Raw genomic sequence first — 20,796 nt, forward strand, 5'->3', positions numbered from 1 at the left:
CAGGGTTTGCGATGGCTACGCCATCGAACGGGAGCAAGCTCCCTCGCCACAACAGCGCTGCACGCCACATGATTGCGCCACCACCACTACCCAGCGCCAGGTCAACCCGGCAAAATGCCGGGATGAACCCGCCCCCCGCTCTCCCCGCCTGCTGCAAACCGCTCGACGCCCACTGGCCGTTGCCTGATGCGCTGCCCGACACGGTGCTGCTCAGCACTCGTTTCGATCCGTCATTGCTGGTGTTCGATGACTTCCGGCGCAGCACCATCGAAGCGCCCCCCAGTATCCAGCGCTCGGTCGCCAAACGTCAGGCCGAGTTTCTCGCCGGGCGGGTGTGCGCCCGAGCCGCCTTGCAGCAACTGGAGGGTCTGGACTGCATTCCGGCGATTGGCGAGGACCGCGCGCCCGTGTGGCCCGCGCATATCTGCGGCTCGATCACCCACAGCACCGGCCGGGCCGCCGCTATTGTTGCGCGCAAGACGCATTGGCGCAGCTTGGGCATGGACCTGGAAAACCTGCTGAACACCGAACGCGCCGAGCGTCTGGCCGGAGAGATCCTCACCCCGCCCGAGCTTGAACGCATGACCGCCGGCCCTCGTGATCAGTTGGCGTTGTGGGTGACCCTGACTTTTTCGGTCAAGGAAAGCCTGTTCAAGGCGCTCTACCCCATCGTGCAGAAACGCTTCTATTTCGAACATGCCGAGGTGCTGGAGTGGACCGACAGCGGGCATGTGCGCCTGCGTTTGTTGACCGACCTCTCCAGCGAATGGCATTACGGCACAGAACTGGATGCGCAATTTGGCGTGCACGATGGGCAGTTGTTGAGCCTGGTCAGTATCAAGGCCTGAAGAACTTCAGTGCCTGTTCGACCGTCATCGCGAGCAGGCTCGTTCCCACCTTTAATCTGCGGTGAACCCATAATTTGCCAACACTGGAGATCCAATGTGGGAGCGGGCTTGCTCGCGAAGAGGCCCTTACAGACGGTAAAGATCTCAAGGCTTCTCCTGATTCCTGGGCCAACTCAGACTGAAACATGCCCCACCCAGGTTTTTACTCTTGCTGATCAACGCTCGGCCGCCATGCCAGTGAACGATCCGACGCACGATAGACAATCCCAGACCGTGCCCACCGGACGCCCGGGTGCGGCTGTCATCCAGACGTAAAAATGGCGTGAAGATCTTTTCCCAGGCACTTTCCGGCACGCCCGGCCCATCGTCTTCGACATCGACGCGACAACGCTGCTGCCCCACCTGATAACTGATCGACACCTGGGACTGGGCATGACGCATCGCGTTGCTCACCAGATTCTGCAACGCCCGGTGCAGGTAGCGCGGCTCAGCCTCGACCCAAGCGCCATCGCAATCGGCAGCCGACAGGCACAAGCCGCGATGCACCGTCACATCGGCGCGCAATGGCGCCAGTTCACCGATCACCTGATTGACCAAGGCATCGAGGTCGACGCGCTGGAAGTTCAGCGCTGGCGAACCCTGCTCCAGCCGCGCATACGTGAGCATCTCGTCCACCAGGCCATCGAGGTCCTGGATGTCGTGATCCATGCCCTCCAGGTATTTCTCCCGCGCTTGTGGCGTGCTCGCCGTGCTGATCATCTCCAGTCCAAAACGCAACCGCGCAACAGGCGTGCGCAGCTCATGGGACACCGCGCGCACCAGCTCACGCTGAATCGCCAACAGTTGCTGAAGGTGCTCGGCCATGCCGTTGAACGCCGCCGCCAATCGCCCCACCGAATCCGCACCGCGTGCCGGCACGCGGGTTTCCAGGCTGCCTTTGGCGATCCGCGTGGCGGCCGACTCCAGACCTCGCAAGCGGCGCTCCAACTGGCGCACCAGTAAATAGACGATCAACCCGATCAGGCTCAGGCCCAATGCAGCGATCAATACCAGCCACTCCGGCGGGTACGGGTTCATCTGATACAAGGGGCCGATTTCCAGCACCCAGGGCGTACCGACCATCCCGGCAAACACCCGGATCGAATCGCCGCCCTTGCCCAGCGCCATCACCGTGTCGCCTTCAGAGACCCGACGGCTCTGGTCCTCGTCCATGTCCGCCTGATCGACCGTAATCAGTTGCAGCTCGAAGCCAAAGCCCTTGTCCTTCTTCAACGCCTCAAGACGCTTGGGCTGCTCGGCCACCGGGTAACGCACCAATTCATCGGCCAACAGGTAAATGGTCGCCCGCGCCAGTTGCTCGCTGATCTGTTGCACTTCTCCCGTCAGCACCAGCTGTTCTTTATCGCTGACCAAACGGTAGACCTTTGCCGCGTGCGGGCCGGTCTGCTCCACCAATGCCTGGCCGTGCAGCACCCGCGTGCGCTGGCTCAAGTCGAGGTCGGTCTGGGCGAACGTCTGCAAGCTCAACGGAATGCCCAGCAAACGCTCCCACACCAGCAACGCTCGATGACGCTCGGTCTCGTTCATCGGTTGCAAATTGTCGGCCATCAAGGAAAACGTACCGTGGGCCAGGCGTTCGCGGTATTGCTCGCTGCGCACCTGATTGAGCAGGTGCAAGGCCAGTACACCGAGCACTGCCACCAGAATCAGCGCGGCGCACATGCCGCCATAAATGCGCAGGAAGATTGAGTTCACAAGGGCTGATCTACACAGGCTTCAGGAACGAACAGATACCCCTTGCTGCGAATGGTCTTGATCAGTCGCGGATGGTCCGGGTCATCGCCGATCTTCGGCCGGATCCGCGAAATGCGCACATCGATCGAGCGATCCTGACCGTCGTAGCCAATGCCTCGCAACGCCGTGAAAATTTCCTCGCGGGACAGAATCCGCCCGGCGTTGGCCACCAGCAACCAGAGCAGATCGAACTCGGCACTGGTCAACTCGATGCCATTGCCCTGCAGCCACGCCTCACGCAGCGCGTTGTCGACGACCAGCGGGCCGAACTGCAAGCGACGGAGTTTTTCCGGTGCCGCAGGCTCGGGTGCTTCACTACGTCGCAGCAAGGCCTGGACACGCGCCAGCAACAAACGCGGGCGCACCGGTTTGCACACGTAGTCATCGGCGCCCATGTCCAGGCCCTGGATCTGGTCCATGTCGTCAGTGCGCGCCGTGAGCATCAGGATCGGCCCGTCGTAGTGATCACGAACCTTGCGGCAAATCGTCAGGCCGTCTTCGCCGGGGAGCATCAGGTCAAGGATCACCAGGTCCGGTTGCTCGGCGATAATCCGCGCCGCCGCCAGCGCTCCATTGCCTTCGAGGGTGACCCGCAGACCGTGGCTTTCGAGATACTCACGAGTCAACTCAGCCAGGCGCTGGTCATCCTCGACAATCAATACCTGCCAGGCTTCTTGCTCCACGGGTGACCTCTTTGCCGAACACTGTTTAAGGAAGGTTCCACTCGTCTTTTTGTAATGATTGGAGTGGATAAGTCTGCGTAAGCAGTGACCGATTGTAGCAACGCCTTCCCTTGAGAACACAAGCTGGCAAATGCGCTCGGTAACTGCGTTTTTTTGTGATAGGGTTCGCGCCCTCAAAAATACGCCCAAGGCTATTTTTCAGGGCAAAATTCCATGACAAACGGTCCACCCCAGCAGGGTTGCGGCCTACACGCCGATTGACAGTTTCATACACATTTTACGCACAGCTTTATCCACAGGTAGTACGTTGCAATCACCCCCCAAAACGCATTATCTTGTAGCTCGCGCTAAAAAAACCCCTACATGTAGGGGTTTGCGCAAAAAACCAAACACAAATCAGACAAGAAACTCAAGTGCTTTTCTTGCATGTTTTTGGTTGAACCAAACGTATTTTCAGAAGCCCAAACCGCACCTGCGGATGGCGACTGTTTTTCAGCCGTTAACGGCGAAAACGGTACGGGTGTTGCAGTCAATTACTGTCACCCAAACGGAATTCGGTTTTCGGCCCCTGGCTTGAGACCAAAGACTTCGGCAAGGAAGCGGCGCTCAACAGCCCCCTTCCTGACTGTCCCGAAGTTGTTATGCCCGGCGCTTGCCGGTTGTAGTGCTTCAGGACGGAACGGTGGGCGCCTTCATGGTGCCCAAACAAACATAGAGAACGTGGAGACACCCATGCAAACCGACACAACTCGCGAGAACCCGCAGGGCACCGCGCCGATGGCCACTGATTCGAATTCGGATCTGTCCGCCACCGCGCCAGGCCAACTGCGCGTGATCAAGCGTAACGGCACTGTCGTTCCTTACACCGATGACAAAATCACCGTCGCCATCACCAAAGCGTTTCTCGCAGTTGAGGGCGGCACTGCTGCTGCCTCGTCGCGAATCCACGACACCGTTGCCCGCCTGACCGAACAAGTCACCGCGACTTTCAAGCGTCGCATGCCATCGGGCGGCACCATCCACATCGAAGAAATCCAGGACCAGGTCGAACTGGCCCTGATGCGTGCCGGCGAGCAGAAAGTCGCTCGTGACTACGTGATCTACCGTGACGCCCGCTCCAAAGAGCGCGCAGTACGCGCGCCTGCCGAGGAAGCGGTTCAAGCTCACCCGTCGATCCGCATCACCCGTGCCGACGGCACGTTTGCCCCTCTGGACATGGGCCGCCTGAACACCATCGTCACCGAGGCCTGCGAAGGTCTGGAAGAAGTCGACGGCGACCTGATCCAGCGCGAAACCCTGAAGAACCTCTACGACGGCGTGGCCCTGACCGACGTCAACACCGCGCTGGTGATGACCGCCCGTACGCTGGTCGAGCGTGAGCCGAACTACTCGTTCGTGACCGCGCGCCTGCTGATGGACACCCTGCGTGCCGAAGGCCTGAGCTTCCTGGAAGTTGCTGAAAGCGCAACTCACCACGAAATGGTCGACCTGTACGCCAAGGCCCTGCCTGCCTACATCGCCAAGGGTATCGAGTTCGAATTGCTGAACCCGGTCCTGGCCACCTTTGACCTGGAAAAACTCGGCAAGGCGATCAACCACGAGCGCGACCAGCAGTTCACTTACCTGGGCCTGCAAACCCTGTATGACCGTTACTTCATCCACAAGGATGGCGTGCGTTTCGAACTGCCGCAGATTTTCTTCATGCGCGTGGCCATGGGCCTGGCGATCGAAGAGAAGAACAAGGAAGACCGTGCGATCGAGTTCTACAACCTGTTGTCGTCCTTCGACTACATGTCCTCGACCCCGACCCTGTTCAACGCCGGCACCCTGCGTCCTCAGCTGTCCAGCTGCTACCTGACCACCGTGCCGGATGACCTGTCGGGCATCTACCACGCGATCCACGACAACGCCATGCTGTCGAAATTCGCTGGCGGCCTGGGCAACGACTGGACCCCGGTTCGCGCATTGGGCTCGTACATCAAGGGCACCAACGGCAAATCCCAGGGCGTTGTTCCGTTCCTGAAAGTAGTGAACGACACCGCTGTCGCCGTTAACCAGGGTGGCAAGCGCAAAGGCGCTGTCTGCGCCTACCTGGAAACCTGGCACATGGACATCGAGGAGTTCATCGAACTCCGCAAGAACACCGGTGATGACCGTCGTCGTACCCACGACATGAACACTGCCAACTGGATCCCTGACCTGTTCATGAAGCGCGTCTTCGATGACGGCAAGTGGACCCTGTTCTCGCCGTCCGAAGTTCCTGACCTGCACGACCTGACCGGCAAGGCCTTCGAAGAACGCTACGAGTACTACGAAGCCCTGACCGAGTACCCGGGCAAGGTCAAGCTGTTCAAGACCATCCAGGCCAAAGACCTGTGGCGCAAAATGCTCTCCATGCTGTTTGAAACCGGCCACCCATGGCTGACGTTCAAAGACCCATGCAACCTGCGCAGCCCACAGCAGCACGTTGGCGTGGTTCACAGCTCGAACCTGTGTACCGAGATCACCTTGAACACCAACAAGGACGAAATCGCCGTTTGCAACCTGGGCTCGATCAACCTGCCGAACCACATCGTCAACGGCAAGCTGGACACCGCCAAGCTTGCACGTACCGTGAACACCGCCGTTCGCATGCTCGATAACGTTATCGACATCAACTACTACTCGGTGCCACAAGCGAAGAACTCCAACTTCAAGCACCGTCCGGTCGGTCTGGGCATCATGGGCTTCCAGGACGCTTTGTACCTGCAGCACATCCCTTACGGTTCCGACGCCGCAGTCGAGTTCGCCGACAAGTCGATGGAAGCGGTCAGCTACTACGCGATCCAGGCTTCCTGCGACCTGGCTGACGAGCGTGGCGCTTACGAGACGTTCCAGGGTTCGCTGTGGTCCAAAGGCATCCTGCCGCTGGATTCGCAACAGATCCTGATCGACCAGCGTGGCCAGAAGTACATCGACGTTGACCTGAACGAAACCCTGGACTGGGCGCCGGTGCGTGCTCGCGTACAGAAAGGTATTCGTAACTCCAACATCATGGCCATCGCACCGACCGCAACCATCGCCAACATCACTGGCGTCTCGCAGTCGATCGAACCGACCTACCAGAACCTCTATGTGAAATCGAACCTGTCGGGCGAATTCACCGTGATCAACCCGTACCTGGTTCGCGACCTCAAGGCTCGCGGCCTGTGGGACTCGGTCATGATCAACGACCTGAAGTACTACGACGGTTCCGTGCAGCAGATCGAACGCATCCCGCAAGAACTCAAAGAGCTCTACGCGACTGCCTTCGAAGTCGACACCAAGTGGATCGTTGACGCGGCCAGCCGTCGTCAGAAGTGGATCGACCAGGCTCAGTCGCTGAACCTGTACATCGCCGGCGCTTCGGGCAAGAAGCTCGACGTGACCTACCGCATGGCCTGGTACCGTGGCCTGAAAACCACTTACTACCTCCGTGCCCTGGCCGCGACCAGCACCGAGAAGTCGACCATCAACACCGGCAAGCTGAACGCTGTTTCCAGCGGCAGCAACCACGGTGACGACTCGGTCCTGGCAGCTCCAGCCGGTCCTGCTCCAGTACCGAAGGCGTGCGCCATCGACGAGCCGGATTGCGAAGCCTGCCAATAAGCTGAGCCGGTAAGCGCCGCAAGGTGCTTACCTGAAACCCCCGATCAGTCTTCTGGACTGGTCGGGGGTTTTCTTTTGCGTAGGCGCCCCCCAGCTACAAGTTTGCTTCAGGCACAAAAAAGCCCCTCTTGCGAGGGGCTCCTTGTGTAGCGCTATCAACCAACCAGCATCAGGTCATCTGAATGATGGTCTGCATGATGGTGCTCTGGGTGGAGATGGTCTTGGCGTTCGCCTGGTAGTTGCTCTGCGCCTTGATCAGGTTGACCAGTTCGTTGGTCAGGTTGACGTTGGACTCTTCCAGGGAGTTGGACTGAATCGAACCCAGGGTCCCGGTTTCCGGAGCATCGTAGCCAGGGATACCCGAGGCGAACGTTTCTTTCCAGCTGGTGCCACCCACAGCTTGCAGGCCTTGTTCGTTGGTGAAGCTGGCCAGTGCAACCTGGCCGATGGCCTTGCTCTGGTTGTTGCTGAAGTTGGCGAACAGGGTGCCGGTGCCGTCGATGGTCAGGTTGGTGATCTGGCCGGTAGCATAACCATCCTGAGCCGGGATAGAGCGGGCGGAGTCGGCATTGAACTGCGTGGTGTTGGTCATCGAAATGACCATGCCGCTAGCGCTTGGTGCCGCGCCGTTGGCCGCCCACACACCGTTGGTGACCTTACCCGGCACCCAGTTGGCCAACGTCACGGTATTGGTTGCGTTAGGGGCCGCAGGCGTCGCCGGCGGTGTTGCCACCGAGACCAGTTTGCCAGCCGTGTCGAACGTCAAGGTCGTAGCAATCGGAGCGGTGACTTTCGGGTCGCTGCCGGTGGCATCCGGGTTGCGACCGTCTACCAGGGTGTAGGTCTTCCACGTGTTAGCGCCGGTCTTCACCATGTATTGATCCATGACGTGCGAGTTGCCCTGGCTGTCATAGATCGGCGTACTGAACGATTTGGTGTAGGTGGCGAGGGTGTTTGGGTCGAATGGAGTACCGGTGGCCACCGTGTCGTCAATCACCGGAGCAGTCGAATTCAGGTTGATCGTCGAGGACACGGTCGACGTCGGTTTTGGCGCCAGATTCGAAGTGTCGATCTTAAGGTCAGTCAACACGCCGTTGATGACCTTGCCATTGGCGTCCACACCGTAACCCTGCAAACGGGCAGTTTGATTGGTATTGGTGATGAAGCCATCCTTGTCGACCTTGAACGTACCGGCACGGGTGTAGGTCGTCGAACCGTTATTGCTCAGGGTGAAGAAACCCGAGCCATTGATACCCATGTCCAGCACGTTGCCGGTGTTGTTGATATCACCCTGGGTGAACTGCTGGGATACGTTGGCCAGGCTTACGCCGCTGCCGACGACTTTACTACCACTACCCAGCTTGGTTGCCGAGTAGACATCCGCGAACTCGGCGCGCGAGGACTTGAAACCGGCGGTCGCAACGTTGGCGATGTTGTTGCCGGTCACGTCCAGTTGTTTGTTGGCTGCATAGAGACCGCTAAGGCCGATATTGAAAGACATATTCCACTCCTTTATGCCGCGTTAGCCGGCTCTATAGACCAATGGTTTGAACTTTGGACAGGGCGATAGGGCCCAGACCTGCAAGATTGAGCATCAACTCGCCGCCGGTTTGGCTCAGCGTCACGCTGTTGACCGTTGCTGGCAGGTAGGTGGCCAGATCGGTCGCCGTGCCGTTGATCGGCGCATTGGCCTTGACGGTATAAGTGCCCGCAGCGACTGCGGCGCCGCTATTGTCGTTGCCGTCCCAAGTGAAGCTGGCGCTGCCTGCAGGCTTAGTGCCCAGGTTAAGGGTTCTCACAACCTTTCCGCTGGCATCGCTGATAGTCACCGTTCCATCGGTGATGGACGATGTCAGGTTCACCGTACCGGTCAGGCCCTTGCTCGGGTCGCTGATCTGAGCGGTGCTGGTTTGCGCAATCACCGAACGACCAACCAGAGAAGAAGCCTGCAACGCCTGGGAAGAGCTGAAATTACTGGCGAGAGAACTCACAGTCGTATTGAGGGAAGTGATCCCTTCAAGGCTACTGAACTGCGCCAGTTGAGCCACGAATGCGCCGTTATCCTGTGGCGAAAGCGGGTCCTGGTTCTTCAGCTGGGTCACCAGCAACTGCAGGAACGCGTCCTTGCCCAGCGCCTTGCCGCCAGTCGCGCTACTGGTTGCTGCGGAAAGGCCATTCGCGGCCGTACCGGTGCTCTTGACCGAGGAGTTCGCCAGCAGGTCGGTCATGCTCAGGCCGCCGGTGGAATCGGTAACGCTCATAAAAATCGCCCCTTATCACTGACCGAGGGTCAGGACCTTCTGCATCATGGTTTTGGCGGTGTTCATCATTTCCGCGTTGGTCTGGAACGAACGACTGGCAGAAATCATGTCGGCCATTTCCTCCACCACGTTGACGTTGGGGTAATACACGTAACCCTTGGCGTCAGCCGCCGGATGGTTCGGCTCGTAGCGTGCTTCGAGGTTGCTTTGATCTTCGACTACGCCGAGTACCTGCACGCCCTGCCCTGCGGCATCCTGATTCTGGAACAGCGAATTGCTGCCACCGGACTGACCGCCCTGGAACATGGTGGCAAACACCGGGTGACGGGCACGGTAGGTCTGATCGATGCTCGAAGAGACGGTCTCGGCGTTGGCGATGTTACTGGCGACGGTGTTCAAGCGAGTGGTTTGAGCACTCATGCCGCTACCGGCAATGTTGAATACACTGGACAGAGACATGGATTACTCCCCGCGCAGGGCTGATACCAGCCCTTTGAATTTGCTGTTGAGCAGCGTGAAGCTAGCCTGGAAGTTGACCGCGTTTTGCGCGTAGTTCGACTGTTCCAGTTGGGCGTCCACGGTGTTTTGGTCAATCGACGGTTGCATCGGCGTGCGATACAGCAACGACTCCTCACCACTGCTCATACCCTGGGCTTCGATATGACGGCTATTGGTCATGTTCAAAGCAAAGGTGCCGTTCTTGTTCTTGTCGTTCTGGGCGGCCAGCACCGACGAGAAGTCCAGATCCCGAGCCTTGTAGTTCGGGGTATCGGCGTTGGCAATGTTGTTGGCCAGGACTTCGGCACGCTGAGCGCGGAAGCCCAGAGCTTGTTCGTGGATACCGAGCGCTTTATCGAAGCTGATGCTCATGTCGGAAACCTTTGGGTGACCTGATTTTTCGTAACAGGGTTATAGCAAGCCCCGTGCCAGCTTCTAAAACCTCATAAACCGGGGCTTTGCGAGCGGCGGCAAAGCGGCAATGCCAGAAAAGCGGCAACGGATTTCCGGCGCCTGCCGCTTTTCTGCCGCCTGTCCCCCCAAAGCTCCTACAAAGAAAACAAAAAAAACGGGAGCCCCTGAGGGCTCCCGTTATTTTTTTGCAGTACCGACGACTGGCCAATCACTTCGCCTGATAGATGATCCCCGGGCTGCACTGAACCATCTGATAGTGATCCGGCAAACCGTTCAACGCTTCGGAAGCCCCCAGGAACAGATAACCGCCCGGCTTCAGCGTGCTGTGAATCCGCAGCAGAATGTCTTTCTTCACTTCGGCAGAGAAGTAGATCAATACGTTGCGGCAGAACACGATGTCGAACTTGCCGAGACTGGCGTAGCTGTCCAGCAGGTTGAACGAGCGGAACTCCACCCGACTCTTGATCGGTGCCTTGATCGCCCAACGCCCCGGCCCTTTCGGATCGAAGTAGCGTTGCAGACGCTCCGGCGAAAGACCTCGACCGATCGCCAGGCTGTCGTACTCACCGGTCTTGCAGTTGGTCAACATGGTCCCGGACAGGTCGGTGGCAATGATCTGCACCCCCATCTTCAACTGCCCCATATTGACCCGCTCGAACTCGTCGATCGACATCGACAGCGAATACGGTTCCTGCCCGGACGAGCACGCCGCCGACCAGATCCGCAGGCGCTGCCCGGGACTGGCCTTGATGGACTCAGGCAGCACTTTGTTCTTCAAGACTTCAAACGGATAGGTGTCACGAAACCAGAGGGTTTCGTTCGTCGTCATCGCGTCCACCACCATCTCGCGCAAACCACTGCGCGGTTGGGTCTGCATCCGCTGCACCAACTCACCCAAGGACTTGATGCCTTGCTGTTCCATCAGTTTGTTGAGACGGCTCGACACCAGATACTGCTTGTTCTCACCGAGCAAAATGCCACAGGCTTTTTCCAGGAAGACCCGGAACTGTTCGAAATCCAAATTACCCGTAGACAATGATGCCGCCTCTTAAATCGTGTTGACCGCCAGGAGCGAAGGCCACTAGCTGATATCTGCTGCTTTGATCCGGTCGACTACCCGGGATGCCAGGTCATCAGGACGGAATTTGGCAAGGAAGTCATCGGCACCGACTTTCTTCACCATCGCCTGATTGAATACACCTGACAACGAAGTATGCAGGATGATATGGAGCTTTTGCATGCGAGGGTCGCTGCGGATCTCGCTCGTAAGGGTGTAGCCATCCATTTCGGGCATTTCGATGTCGGAAATCATCATCAGAAACTCTTCTTCCGGCTTCTTGCCCTCATCGACCAGTTTGCGCAGGTAATCCAGCGCTTGCCGGCCGTCGTTCAACGAAACGACTTCAACCCCCACCGTCTGCAGGCAACGCGTGATCTGCTTGCGCGCCACCGACGAGTCATCGACCGTGAGCACTCGCAAGGAGATTGCCTTGTGTTGGGTATCGGCATCGATCACGCCAACCGAAATCGCATCCGACATCGGCGCAACTTCCGCCAGGACCTTTTCCACGTCGATGATTTCGACTAACTGATTGTCGACTCGAGTCACAGCGGTCAGGTAATGATCGCGACCCGTGCCCTTGGGCGGCGGATGGATTTCTTCCCAGTTCATGTTGACGATCCGCTCGACCGATCTCACCAAAAAACCCTGAGTCTTGGTGTTGTACTCCGTGATGATCACGAAGGGATTGCTTTGATCCTGCAACCCGCCTGAGCCGGTCGCCATTGCCAGATCCAGAATCGGAATGGTTGCCCCACGAATATTCGCCACCCCGCACACGACAGGACTGGACTTGGGCATCAGGGTCAGTTTGGGGCATTGCAGCACCTCCCGAACCTTGAACACGTTGATCCCGTAAAGCTGCTGGCCGTCGAGACGGAACAACAACAGCTCCAGGCGATTCTGCCCTACCAGTTGCGTGCGCTGGTTAACCGAATCCATTACACCAGCCATGCCCAGACTCCTACACCAACGCTAAGTGTGTTGCGACGCACATTCATCACTAAACGGCACGGCGCTTGCTTTTTAACTGCCATGAACACAAAAACGACATTTTCCCGACGCCTGACATCAATGTGCCGTAAATTCCTCGGCGCCCTGTCAGCCGTATGCCTGTTGAACGTTGGCAGCCCTGCCTTTGCTGACCCGGTTACCTTGCCTGATCTACTTATCGGCGTCACTCAGGGCTTTCTTGAATTCACCGTAGAAGACTATCTGGCCACCAGTCAAACCGCAGGGCGCTACGAAATCGAAGTCAACAAGCTCGACCCGCGCATGCACATGCCGGCGTGCGACAGGGAATTGACAGCGACATTGGAGAGCCCCGCGATACCTCTGGGCCGGGTTACGGTGAAAGTCCGTTGCGATGGCGTCTCCCCCTGGACAGTCTTCGTACCCGCTCAAGTCCGCCTGTTTCGCGAGGTCGTCACGACCACCCGCCCCCTCAAGCGGGCCGGAATCATCGACCCTTCAGATGTCATGTTGCGTGAGCGCGATATCAGCCTGATCAATCAGGGATATCTGACAAACGTCGATCAGGCCATCGGACAAAAACTTGTCCGACCAATGGTCAGCGATCAGGTGGTTACCCTCGTCCATCTGGAGCAGGCAGAAGTCGTGCGCAAGGGTGATCAGGTGGTCATCACCGCCCGCAGCGGCACGCTCAGCGTGCGGATGCCGGGTGAAGCGCTGTCCAATGGCGGCCTTAACGAACAGATCAGAGTCAAAAACCTCAACTCCCAACGGGTCATCAAGGCGCAAGTCATGGCCCCGGGGCAGGTGGAAGTCTCCATGTAGATAACTGGCGCACAACCGTCCTGTTCCCTAAACTGTGCCTCACACAGGGCTAATACCGACGCGCCTGGGCTCATAGACTATTAAGCCTAAAGTTTTTCCGGGTATGGCCGAAAACATGGCAAGCGTCCAAATTCCCAGAGGTTTTTTTATCATGGTCATCGATTTCAGCCGTTTAAACAGCTCCCCCACGCTCACAAGCAGCACACGGACCAGCGTCAGCAAGGACACCGGCGATGCCGGCAAATCCGCGCCGCTGAGCACCTCGACCGAACAGGTCGGTGCGATCCAAAGCGGGGAATCGGTACACCTCAGCAATGAGGCTCAACAGTTGCAGAAGATCACTGACAAGCTGCGCGATCAGCCTGCCGTCGACAACGCCCGCGTGGCCGAGTTGAAAGCAGCGATTGCCGATGGCAGCTATAAGGTCGACAGCAACCGTGTAGCCAGCAAACTGCTCAACTTCGAAGCCCAGCGCTAGCCATAGGCCTGCGCCAGGCTTTTGGACGCTTAAAACCCAAGGCCAGCCATGCACGACACTAATTTACTGCAACTGATCACCGATGACTTTGCTCCAGCTCAACAATTGCTGGAGCTGCTGAAGACCGAATCCCTCGCCCTGCACGGCCGTGACATGCCGCTGCTCGAGGATATTCTGGCGCAGAAACAGGCACTGATCATTCTGCTGGAACAGCATGGGCGCAAACGCAGTGAAATTCTCGCGAGCCTGAACCTTCCTGCCAGCCGCGCAGGTCTGGAGCAGTTCGCCGCTCACTCAAGTATCGGCGATCAGCTGCTGACCCAAAGCGATACGCTGACCCAACTGCTTACAGATTGCCAAGCCGCCAACGAGCTCAATGGCCGCTCGATCCAGGTGCAACAAGCCACCACCGCCAATCAGCTGAAAATACTTAACGGCGGCGAGCCTCCAGCGCTTTATGACGCCCGCGGATCAACCTCCATGCTCGCGAAGCCCCGCGCGCTCAGTCAGGCTTGAACTCATAAATAAGCGTGCTCTATCAAGGCACGAAACATGCTGGCAGAATGCTAGCTTTTGCGTGTGATCGTATTCTGTCTGGAGATTGATAAACCGTGTTCAACGCCTCAAGCGCGGAAGATGCTCCGCAGCCACCCAAGGTGCTCAGCACCCCGCTGGAAATCACCGGCAACCTGCGGATGCTGCAAGAGAGCCATGATCCCCTGATCATCACGTTCCATGAACGCAGCCAGCGATTTCAGAGCTACCTGATCGATATCGATCGCGACAGCAACATGATCGCCCTGGACGAAATGATCCCCCGCGATGGTGAACGCTTCCTGCTTGCCGGCGAAGCTTTTCGGGTTGAAGGCTTTCATGAAGGCGTACGTATTGCCTGGGAAAGCAACGGCACACTGACCATCGACGAGTCCAACGGTGGCCGCTGCTACCGTGGCACGCTGCCCGATGAAGTGGTTTACCACCAGCGTCGCAATGCGTTTCGCGCAGCCTTGAAACTGGCACAACTGGTAAACATCGAACTCGGTGGCGAAAAGCTCAAGACGCCCATCAGTGGCAAACTGCTGGATATCTCTGCGACAGGTTGCAAGCTGCGCTTTGAAGGCGACATTACCAGCGGGCTTCAACTGGGTCAGGTTTATGAACGCTTCATCGCCGCCCTGCCCTTCGGCAGCATGACCGCACCGGTCGAGCTGCGTTATCTGCATCACGAAGAGAAAATCGATACCACCTTCGCCGGCGTACGCTTTCACAACATGAGCGGGCTGGTGCAGCGTCAGGTCGAGCGCTTCGTCTATCAGTTGCAACGCGAAGCGCGCCGCTTCGACAAAGACGACATCTGATCCAGACGCTTGAAAAAACGGGCAGTCCCTTGCGGTGACTGCCCGTTTTTTTTGCCCTAAGGTCTGGCCTCGGTAAAGCTTTTCGGGCGCTCCGCCCCCGGATCATCAGTCTGTTCATCAGCGCTGTCGGTGTCCTGCGCTTCGGACTTTGCATCCTGCTCAGGATCCGGATCAGGGCTCGCGCCATTTTGCATCTGGTCATGCACGACCTGTTCATCGACCCGCGGGTCGAGAGCTGCCACCAGTGGCGAACTCGACATGCTGTCCGGCATCGCCACGTGATGCAGCGGCGCATCTTCCACCTGATGCAGATTGGTCACCGCTTTCGGCCGGATGCGCCATACCAGCACCAATGCGAAGAAACTGAAGAACGCGTACAGCATCTGACTGCCGAACAACTTCATCAGCACACCCGCCACCAGCGGACCGATGCTCGCCCCCACACCGTAGGTCACCAGCAACATGGCGGTCAGCGATACCCGCCGATCACCCTCGACGTGGTCGTTGGAAAACGCCACCGCCAACGGGTACAGACAGAACTGCACCAGCGAGCAGGCGAAGCCAGCGATAAACAGCACCTCAAGCGGCACCTGCGACATGATCGCCAACGGCAACGCTGCCAGCGCCAGGCAAAAGGCAAAACTGCGAATCAGCAGCGCCCGATCATAACGATCCGACAACCAGCCCAGCGGCCACTGCACCAGCAACCCGGCAAAAATGCAGCTACCCATGAACAGACCGACCTGCTCAGTGGAAAGCCCTTGCTGGGACGCGTACAACGGCGCCAGACCATAGAACGAACCGACGATCAGGCCAGCGCCGAGCACCGTACTGAGGGACTGCGGAACCCGCTTCATGAAAAAGCGCGGCTCCATCGGCGCCGGGTGCAAGGGCGCCGGGTGAATCCGCCGCGTCAGCGCGACCGGCACCAGGCACAGCGCAAAACACAACGCCACCAGCATCAGCAATTCCAGCCCCAGGGACGGGTGCATGACCAGAATCAACTGGCCCAGCACCAGCCCCAGGTACGAAGCGATCATGTAGCCGCTGAACACCAGCCCGCGCTGCTTGGCTTCGGCCTGCTCGTTCAGCCAGCTCTCAATGACCATGTATTGGCACATCATGCCCAGACCAACGACCATCCGCAGCACCAGCCAGGCCGGTAGCCAATCGATCAGACCGTGCCCCAGCACCGCCGCACCGACGATCCCGGCACAGGCCGAGTAGGCCCGGATATGACCGACTCGGGCGATCAACCGGTGACCGATTTTCCCGCCCAGCACCAGGCCGAAATAGTTGGCCGCCATCAGCGCACCGACCCACAGACTGTCGACATGGTCCGCTGCCAGGCGCAAGCCCAGGTACGTACTGAGGAGGCCCGAGCCGATCAACATCATCAGCGAGGCGAAATAAAGCGCTCGAAAGGATTTCAGGATTTGGCGCATCGGCGTTCCGAGCGGCTCCTTGCAGTGAGTACCGGACTACCGACAACGATAGCCCGACAGCGACGAATCGGTTAGGCCTGGGCGGCCAAAACACGCCGCTCCCAGGGAGTGATTTCATCAAGAAAACTGCTCAACTCCATGGTCTTCGAAGCGATGTAGCCTTCGATGAACTCCTTGCCAAACAGTTCCTTCGCCAATTGGCTACGTGTCAGACGCTCAAGAGCAGCATGCAAGGTACACGGCAACGACAAACTGTCCGGCACCTCAAACTGGCCTTGAATGGCCGGCGTCGGCTCCAGTTCGTTTTCAATGCCATACATCCCGGCCGCCAGACTGGCGGCAATCGCCAGATACGGGTTGGCATCGGCGCCCGGTAGACGGTTCTCGACCCGACGCGCTTCTGGCGAGCTGGCTGGAATCCGCAAACCCGCCGCCCGATTGTCGTAAGACCAGCAGGCATTATTCGGCGATGCGTAAGGATGGCACAGACGCTGGTAAGAGTTCACGTTCGGCGCAAACAACGCCGTGAAATCTGCCATCCCTGCCTGCTGGCCACCGATGAAATGACGAAAGATTGCAGTCGGCTGTCCAGCGTCATCGCTGAACACATTTCGGTCCGTACCCGCCTCGACGATGCTCTGGTGAATGTGCATCGAGCTGCCCGGCGTATGCGCCAGTGGTTTGGCCATGCACACGACCGTCAGGTGGTGCTTGAGGGCGACTTCCTTGAGTAGATGCTTGAACAGGAATGTCTGGTCGGCCAGCAGCAGCGGATCACCGTGCAGCAGATTGATTTCAAACTGGCTGACGCCCATCTCGTGCATGAAGGTATCGCGCGGCAAACCCAGGGCTGCCATGCATTCGTAGACTTCATTGAAGAACGGGCGCAAACCGTTGTTGGAGCTGACACTGAATGCCGAATGACCTTCCTCGCGACGACCGTCCAGCCCGACCGGCGGCTGGAAGGGTTGGGTCGGGTCGGTGTTCGGTGCAAAAACAAAGAATTCCATCTCGGTCGCCACGACGGGCGCCAAACCGCGAGCGGCATAACGGGCGATCACCGCTTTCAACTGACCGCGAGTCGAGAGACGCGAGCTTTCCCCGCTCAACTCATCGGCATCGCAAATGGCCAACGCGCGAGGCTGCTTGCTCCAGGGCAAACGGTGAATCTGTTTCGGATCGGCATTGAGCGCCAGGTCGCCGTCGTCACTGCCGTAAAAACGTGCCGGCGGATAACCGCCCATGATGCATTGCAGCAGCACGCCACGCGCCATTTGCAAACGCCGTCCCTCAAGGAATCCTTCTGCGGTCATGACCTTGCCACGCGGCACGCCATTGAGATCCGGGGTGACGCATTCAATCTCATCAATGCCCGTCAATCGTTGTGCGAGTGAACGCTGGCCATCGGTCGTCATGACTCTATCCTTGAAATTGTGCAAGCCGCGAACGGCGACATGTACAAAATAGGCACCAGCTGTTCGGAATATCAAGCACCAGGACATAAAAATGTCCTACAAAAATGCTGCGTGCCGCGGCGGATATCAGGGCAGGTAGAGATTGAACAACCCGCCTCCCAACGGGCCGCCATTACGGATTTCAGTGCGCCCGTGCACGCCACTGCGCTGGTGCAGTTGTGCAATACGCGCGGCGAAATACAGACCCAGGCCGGTACTGCCACTGGCCGGATTGATGCCCTGTACGTAATCCGCCTGACGCTCGATCATCTGGGCCGGGAAACCCTCGCCGTCGTCATTGATCGACAACAGCAACTGCCCGGTTTCCTCACCGATGCTGATCAATAGCGAATGCCGGGCATGACGAATGGCATTGTTGATCGCATTGGCCAGTACCGTTCCAATCAGCTCCCGGTCGAAGAATCCGAGAGGGCTCAAGGGATCGATCTCATAAGTCACGACAATGCCGCGACTCTTGAATACGTCCTGATGAGCCGCCAACTGCGCTTCGATGAAGTCGTCCAGCTCGTGATAGTCCGGACGCAACGGCAACTGGTTGACGCCGAGCTTGTAGAGCCCCAGCAACTGCACCAGCATGCCGTTCAGATGAGCGAACTCATAGTCGATCACGCCCTGCTCGGCGGTGTGCTGCTGAGCCGCAGGCAAGCGCGCAAGCCACTGTCCGTGGGCCTGCATCAGCAAAGCCAGGGAGTTCTTCATGTCGTGTACGGTGGAGGCGATCACCGTGGAAAAGTCGAGCCCCTCGTCAACATCACTCATTCGCCAAACGCCTTGCTTCGCAGCTTCTGATAACGCGGATAACGCGCATCGCTCTCGGGCATCATGCCCACCATTTTCAGGCACGTACGGCACTCTTCCAGCAGCGCTGAATCGAGGCTGGCATCGGCCCCGTGCAACAGCGATTGCGCCATGTTGAGGGCAATACTGATGTTCTTCGGCTGTAACAACAGCGCACCACGGAAAAGCTCCCGCGCCTCGGGTAACGCGCCCGCCTTGTAACTGCGCACACCCTGGCGGTTGAGATCTGCCGCCGCGTTGCCGGAGTTGAGAATCGCCGGGTCGTCGGTCTGCTGGGCGATGCCTTGCATCACCACCGGGTCGTCACCATAAATCTCTGCGCAGTTTTTCAACATCGAATTACCGGCGTCAGCCTGCCCCAGCATCTTCAACTGCTTGGCGACCAGCAACGCCGCTTCGGCGCTCATGAACTGTTCCATGCCATCCAGACGGGCCAGTGCTTGCTCCGTCAGCTTCTCAGCGGTTTCGGCATCGTTGAGCAGCAGGCTGGTGGCTTTCATCAAACGCGCCCGGATCTGCAATCCCGGATCGTTGATGTTTTCCTTGGCGACGGCACTCAGGGTCTGGTTGATCTCCAGTCGAGTGCGGGTATCCAGGCCTTTTTCACTGCCTTTACTGATGAGCGCATGAGCCAGACCCAGATTGCTTTCAGGGTCTTTGAAACGTGACTGCGCGCCTTGGGAGACCGCTTGACGATAGGCTTTCGCCGCACCTTCGAAGTCTTCGTTGGTCATCGCCAACTTGCCCAACAACGATTGCCTGCGCACCGCCAATGGCGACAGGCGAACAGCCTCTTCCAGCACATTCTGCGCAGCCTTGGTGTCGCCTTCAGCGACCAGCACATCGGCCAGGCCGTCATACAGCGCCGGCATCATCGGGAAAGCCTTCAGCGCCTTTTCGTAGACGGCTTTTGCCTGAGCGATCTGGCCACGCTTGAACATCAATCGCCCCAGACCGACATAGGCCCAAGGCAACGGACGATCCGCCAGAATGCTGTTGTACAAGCGCTCCAGCGCCTCATTCTGATTCATGTCACGCAGCGCATCGGCACGGTAGCGCAGACACAGCGGCGAATAGCGCGGGTCCTGCTTGCACAGCTCGATACAGGCATTCAGGACTTCAACCGGCTTGCCCCGATCCAGCGCCTGCAGAATCGGCTTGAGCAACGTCTTGCGCTGCTCCAGTCGCTCCAGCCGCTGGGCCAGGCCAGCGCGGTTGAATGGCTTGGTCAGATACGCATCCGGCTCATGCTCGAGAGCACTGAGCACCATCGCCTGACTGCTCTCGGCAGTGACCATCAGAAACACGCTTTCATGGCTGATCAGCTTCTCGACCATCAGGTCTTCAAGCACCTGCTGACCGTTCTTCTTGCCATCGCCAAGGTGATAATCCTGCAAGATGAAGTCGTAGCGCTTCTGCGCACACATGCGCAGCGCCACCTCACCCGTGTCGGCAGTGTCGACATCCTTGACACCCAACTCACGCAACATCGACCTGACCGAACTACGGAAATCCGAGAAATCATCGACGATCAAAAAGCTCTTTTGGTGGTACGCCAGCATCGAAGATTCCAGGCAATTAAGAAGATGAACCCAAAGACAAATGCAGGGACCAGCTCAACTTCGCTGCCCATTGAGGCGTCGCGCAGGACAACGGCCCATCGGGTTATCGGCCAGTTGTGGCGTTCCCTTATAGGGGCCGGCAAACAATTGTGGGTTTAGTGGGAGCGCTGCAAATAAGCCGTGAAAAAGCCTCAAAAAAAGCCCCGCCAGGTGATTCTGAACGGGGCTGTTTCGATATCGTTTTAGTAATGCAGATAGTCCACAGTGGCTCAATGCGCGATGGTGAGCTTGCCGAAATGCCGCCCGCAGCCTCTACCAAGAGCCTCCCCAGGAATTCCGAATAAGGCCGGTGAACTCCTTTAGTGTCGCGCTTGCCTTTAATGGGCAAAGTAGTTGTGGCAAGAGAACACCGCATGTCGCGCACGAGGGGGCCGTCAGGTAGTCGGTGTAATTCGGGTTACTCCCTGCGGGGTCGTACAGCACCTCCGACATTGTCCAAGGCCGGGGTAGCGAGAGACGAATAGCATAATGAACAAGCTTGGGTGCGGCGCATCGACCAGCAATGGGTGCATTCTGCACAGTGCATGAGCGAATGAAACTCGCCGCCAGAGGGAGACCGCCAAATGACCTGCTGCCGTCATCCGGGATGTTTCCCGCTATCGCCAGTGCTGGAAGGAAGCGCTTGTGATGGCCAGTGA

Annotated in this window: 18 protein-coding genes; 6 read left to right on the forward strand and 12 right to left on the reverse strand. The window is 58.3% G+C overall.

Annotated features, from left to right (window positions below):
- Nucleotides 1-122: 122 nt before the first annotated feature.
- Nucleotides 123-848, forward strand: a complete 726-nt coding sequence (locus tag KRR23_RS07225; protein WP_216741934.1) for a 4'-phosphopantetheinyl transferase — start codon at nucleotides 123-125, stop codon at nucleotides 846-848.
- A gap of 144 nt (nucleotides 849-992) precedes the next feature.
- Here the strand turns inward: KRR23_RS07225 and KRR23_RS07230 are convergent, their stop codons facing one another.
- Together KRR23_RS07230 and KRR23_RS07235 are read right to left on the reverse strand one after the other, a co-directional pair.
- Nucleotides 993-2,603, reverse strand: a complete 1,611-nt coding sequence (locus tag KRR23_RS07230) for an ATP-binding protein (RefSeq protein WP_216741935.1) — start codon at nucleotides 2,601-2,603, stop codon at nucleotides 993-995.
- A complete protein-coding gene (locus KRR23_RS07235) occupies nucleotides 2,600-3,325 on the reverse strand; it encodes a response regulator (protein ID WP_216741936.1) in 726 nt (241 codons plus the stop codon). The genes KRR23_RS07230 and KRR23_RS07235 overlap by 4 nt, the downstream gene beginning before the upstream one ends.
- Nucleotides 3,326-4,057: 732 nt before the next feature.
- Between KRR23_RS07235 and KRR23_RS07240 the strand changes: the two genes are divergently transcribed.
- Complete coding sequence (locus KRR23_RS07240; RefSeq protein WP_216741937.1) at nucleotides 4,058-6,952, forward strand: ribonucleoside-diphosphate reductase subunit alpha; 2,895 nt, start codon at nucleotides 4,058-4,060, stop codon at nucleotides 6,950-6,952.
- A gap of 169 nt (nucleotides 6,953-7,121) precedes the next feature.
- Here the strand turns inward: KRR23_RS07240 and flgE are convergent, their stop codons facing one another.
- From flgE to KRR23_RS07270, 6 genes are all read right to left on the reverse strand, one after another.
- A complete protein-coding gene (gene flgE / locus KRR23_RS07245; protein WP_216741938.1) occupies nucleotides 7,122-8,453 on the reverse strand; it encodes a flagellar hook protein FlgE in 1,332 nt (443 codons plus the stop codon).
- 31 nt (nucleotides 8,454-8,484) lie between these two features.
- The gene (flgD, locus tag KRR23_RS07250; RefSeq protein WP_103318706.1) at nucleotides 8,485-9,213 is read right to left on the reverse strand and encodes a flagellar hook assembly protein FlgD; all 729 of its coding nucleotides are present in this window, start codon (nucleotides 9,211-9,213) and stop codon (nucleotides 8,485-8,487) included.
- A gap of 15 nt (nucleotides 9,214-9,228) precedes the next feature.
- Nucleotides 9,229-9,672, reverse strand: coding sequence for a flagellar basal body rod protein FlgC (gene flgC, locus KRR23_RS07255; RefSeq protein WP_054593596.1), 444 nt, complete (start codon nucleotides 9,670-9,672; stop codon nucleotides 9,229-9,231).
- 3 nt (nucleotides 9,673-9,675) lie between these two features.
- Entirely contained in the window at nucleotides 9,676-10,083 is a 408-nt protein-coding gene (gene flgB / locus KRR23_RS07260) for a flagellar basal body rod protein FlgB (RefSeq protein WP_054593597.1), read from the reverse strand.
- 250 nt (nucleotides 10,084-10,333) lie between these two features.
- Nucleotides 10,334-11,161, reverse strand: coding sequence for a protein-glutamate O-methyltransferase CheR (gene cheR, locus KRR23_RS07265; protein ID WP_216741939.1), 828 nt, complete (start codon nucleotides 11,159-11,161; stop codon nucleotides 10,334-10,336).
- 45 nt (nucleotides 11,162-11,206) lie between these two features.
- Complete coding sequence (locus tag KRR23_RS07270; protein WP_216741940.1) at nucleotides 11,207-12,139, reverse strand: chemotaxis protein CheV; 933 nt, start codon at nucleotides 12,137-12,139, stop codon at nucleotides 11,207-11,209.
- Between the two features lie 81 nt (nucleotides 12,140-12,220).
- Between KRR23_RS07270 and flgA the strand changes: the two genes are divergently transcribed.
- From flgA to KRR23_RS07290, 4 genes are all read left to right on the forward strand, one after another.
- Nucleotides 12,221-12,982, forward strand: coding sequence for a flagellar basal body P-ring formation chaperone FlgA (flgA, locus tag KRR23_RS07275; RefSeq protein ID WP_216742120.1), 762 nt, complete (start codon nucleotides 12,221-12,223; stop codon nucleotides 12,980-12,982).
- Between the two features lie 151 nt (nucleotides 12,983-13,133).
- A complete protein-coding gene (flgM, locus tag KRR23_RS07280; protein WP_216741941.1) occupies nucleotides 13,134-13,460 on the forward strand; it encodes a flagellar biosynthesis anti-sigma factor FlgM in 327 nt (108 codons plus the stop codon).
- Nucleotides 13,461-13,508: 48 nt separating this feature from the next.
- A complete protein-coding gene (locus KRR23_RS07285) occupies nucleotides 13,509-13,976 on the forward strand; it encodes a flagella synthesis protein FlgN (protein WP_103318699.1) in 468 nt (155 codons plus the stop codon).
- Between the two features lie 95 nt (nucleotides 13,977-14,071).
- Nucleotides 14,072-14,818: a flagellar brake protein gene (locus tag KRR23_RS07290; protein WP_216741942.1), complete on the forward strand. Its 747-nt coding sequence runs from the start codon at nucleotides 14,072-14,074 to the stop codon at nucleotides 14,816-14,818.
- A 56-nt stretch (nucleotides 14,819-14,874) separates the two neighbouring features.
- Here the strand turns inward: KRR23_RS07290 and KRR23_RS07295 are convergent, their stop codons facing one another.
- From KRR23_RS07295 to KRR23_RS07310, 4 genes are all read right to left on the reverse strand, one after another.
- Nucleotides 14,875-16,263, reverse strand: coding sequence for an MFS transporter (locus tag KRR23_RS07295; RefSeq protein ID WP_216741943.1), 1,389 nt, complete (start codon nucleotides 16,261-16,263; stop codon nucleotides 14,875-14,877).
- Between the two features lie 71 nt (nucleotides 16,264-16,334).
- Complete coding sequence (locus KRR23_RS07300) at nucleotides 16,335-17,576, reverse strand: glutamine synthetase family protein (protein WP_216742121.1); 1,242 nt, start codon at nucleotides 17,574-17,576, stop codon at nucleotides 16,335-16,337.
- A gap of 228 nt (nucleotides 17,577-17,804) precedes the next feature.
- A complete protein-coding gene (locus KRR23_RS07305; protein ID WP_216741944.1) occupies nucleotides 17,805-18,497 on the reverse strand; it encodes a sensor histidine kinase KdpD in 693 nt (230 codons plus the stop codon).
- Nucleotides 18,494-20,098 carry a tetratricopeptide repeat-containing response regulator gene (locus tag KRR23_RS07310; protein WP_216741945.1) on the reverse strand — a complete coding sequence of 535 codons (1,605 nt, stop codon included), beginning with the start codon at nucleotides 20,096-20,098 and terminating at the stop codon, nucleotides 18,494-18,496. The genes KRR23_RS07305 and KRR23_RS07310 overlap by 4 nt, the downstream gene beginning before the upstream one ends.
- Nucleotides 20,099-20,796: the final 698 nt, after the last annotated feature.

The sequence above is a fragment of the Pseudomonas sp. CVAP#3 genome (assembly GCF_018986375.1).
Taxonomy (GTDB): Bacteria; Pseudomonadota; Gammaproteobacteria; order Pseudomonadales; family Pseudomonadaceae; genus Aquipseudomonas; species Aquipseudomonas helvetica.

What these genes read in the sequence shown, in the direction of transcription:
- flgC (WP_054593596.1), bottom strand. Translation starts at nt 9,672, where the DNA reads ATGTCTCTGTCCAGTGTATTCAACATTGCCGGTAGCGGCATGAGTGCT.
- KRR23_RS07305 (WP_216741944.1), bottom strand. Translation starts at nt 18,497, where the DNA reads ATGAGTGATGTTGACGAGGGGCTCGACTTTTCCACGGTGATCGCCTCC.
- KRR23_RS07295 (WP_216741943.1), bottom strand. Translation starts at nt 16,263, where the DNA reads ATGCGCCAAATCCTGAAATCCTTTCGAGCGCTTTATTTCGCCTCGCTG.
- KRR23_RS07310 (WP_216741945.1), bottom strand. Translation starts at nt 20,098, where the DNA reads ATGCTGGCGTACCACCAAAAGAGCTTTTTGATCGTCGATGATTTCTCG.
- flgM (WP_216741941.1), top strand. Translation starts at nt 13,134, where the DNA reads ATGGTCATCGATTTCAGCCGTTTAAACAGCTCCCCCACGCTCACAAGC.
- KRR23_RS07240 (WP_216741937.1), top strand. Translation starts at nt 4,058, where the DNA reads ATGCAAACCGACACAACTCGCGAGAACCCGCAGGGCACCGCGCCGATG.
- flgE (WP_216741938.1), bottom strand. Translation starts at nt 8,453, where the DNA reads ATGTCTTTCAATATCGGCCTTAGCGGTCTCTATGCAGCCAACAAACAA.
- KRR23_RS07225 (WP_216741934.1), top strand. Translation starts at nt 123, where the DNA reads ATGAACCCGCCCCCCGCTCTCCCCGCCTGCTGCAAACCGCTCGACGCC.
- flgA (WP_216742120.1), top strand. Translation starts at nt 12,221, where the DNA reads ATGAACACAAAAACGACATTTTCCCGACGCCTGACATCAATGTGCCGT.
- flgB (WP_054593597.1), bottom strand. Translation starts at nt 10,083, where the DNA reads ATGAGCATCAGCTTCGATAAAGCGCTCGGTATCCACGAACAAGCTCTG.
- KRR23_RS07270 (WP_216741940.1), bottom strand. Translation starts at nt 12,139, where the DNA reads ATGGCTGGTGTAATGGATTCGGTTAACCAGCGCACGCAACTGGTAGGG.
- flgD (WP_103318706.1), bottom strand. Translation starts at nt 9,213, where the DNA reads ATGAGCGTTACCGATTCCACCGGCGGCCTGAGCATGACCGACCTGCTG.
- KRR23_RS07300 (WP_216742121.1), bottom strand. Translation starts at nt 17,576, where the DNA reads ATGACCGCAGAAGGATTCCTTGAGGGACGGCGTTTGCAAATGGCGCGT.
- KRR23_RS07285 (WP_103318699.1), top strand. Translation starts at nt 13,509, where the DNA reads ATGCACGACACTAATTTACTGCAACTGATCACCGATGACTTTGCTCCA.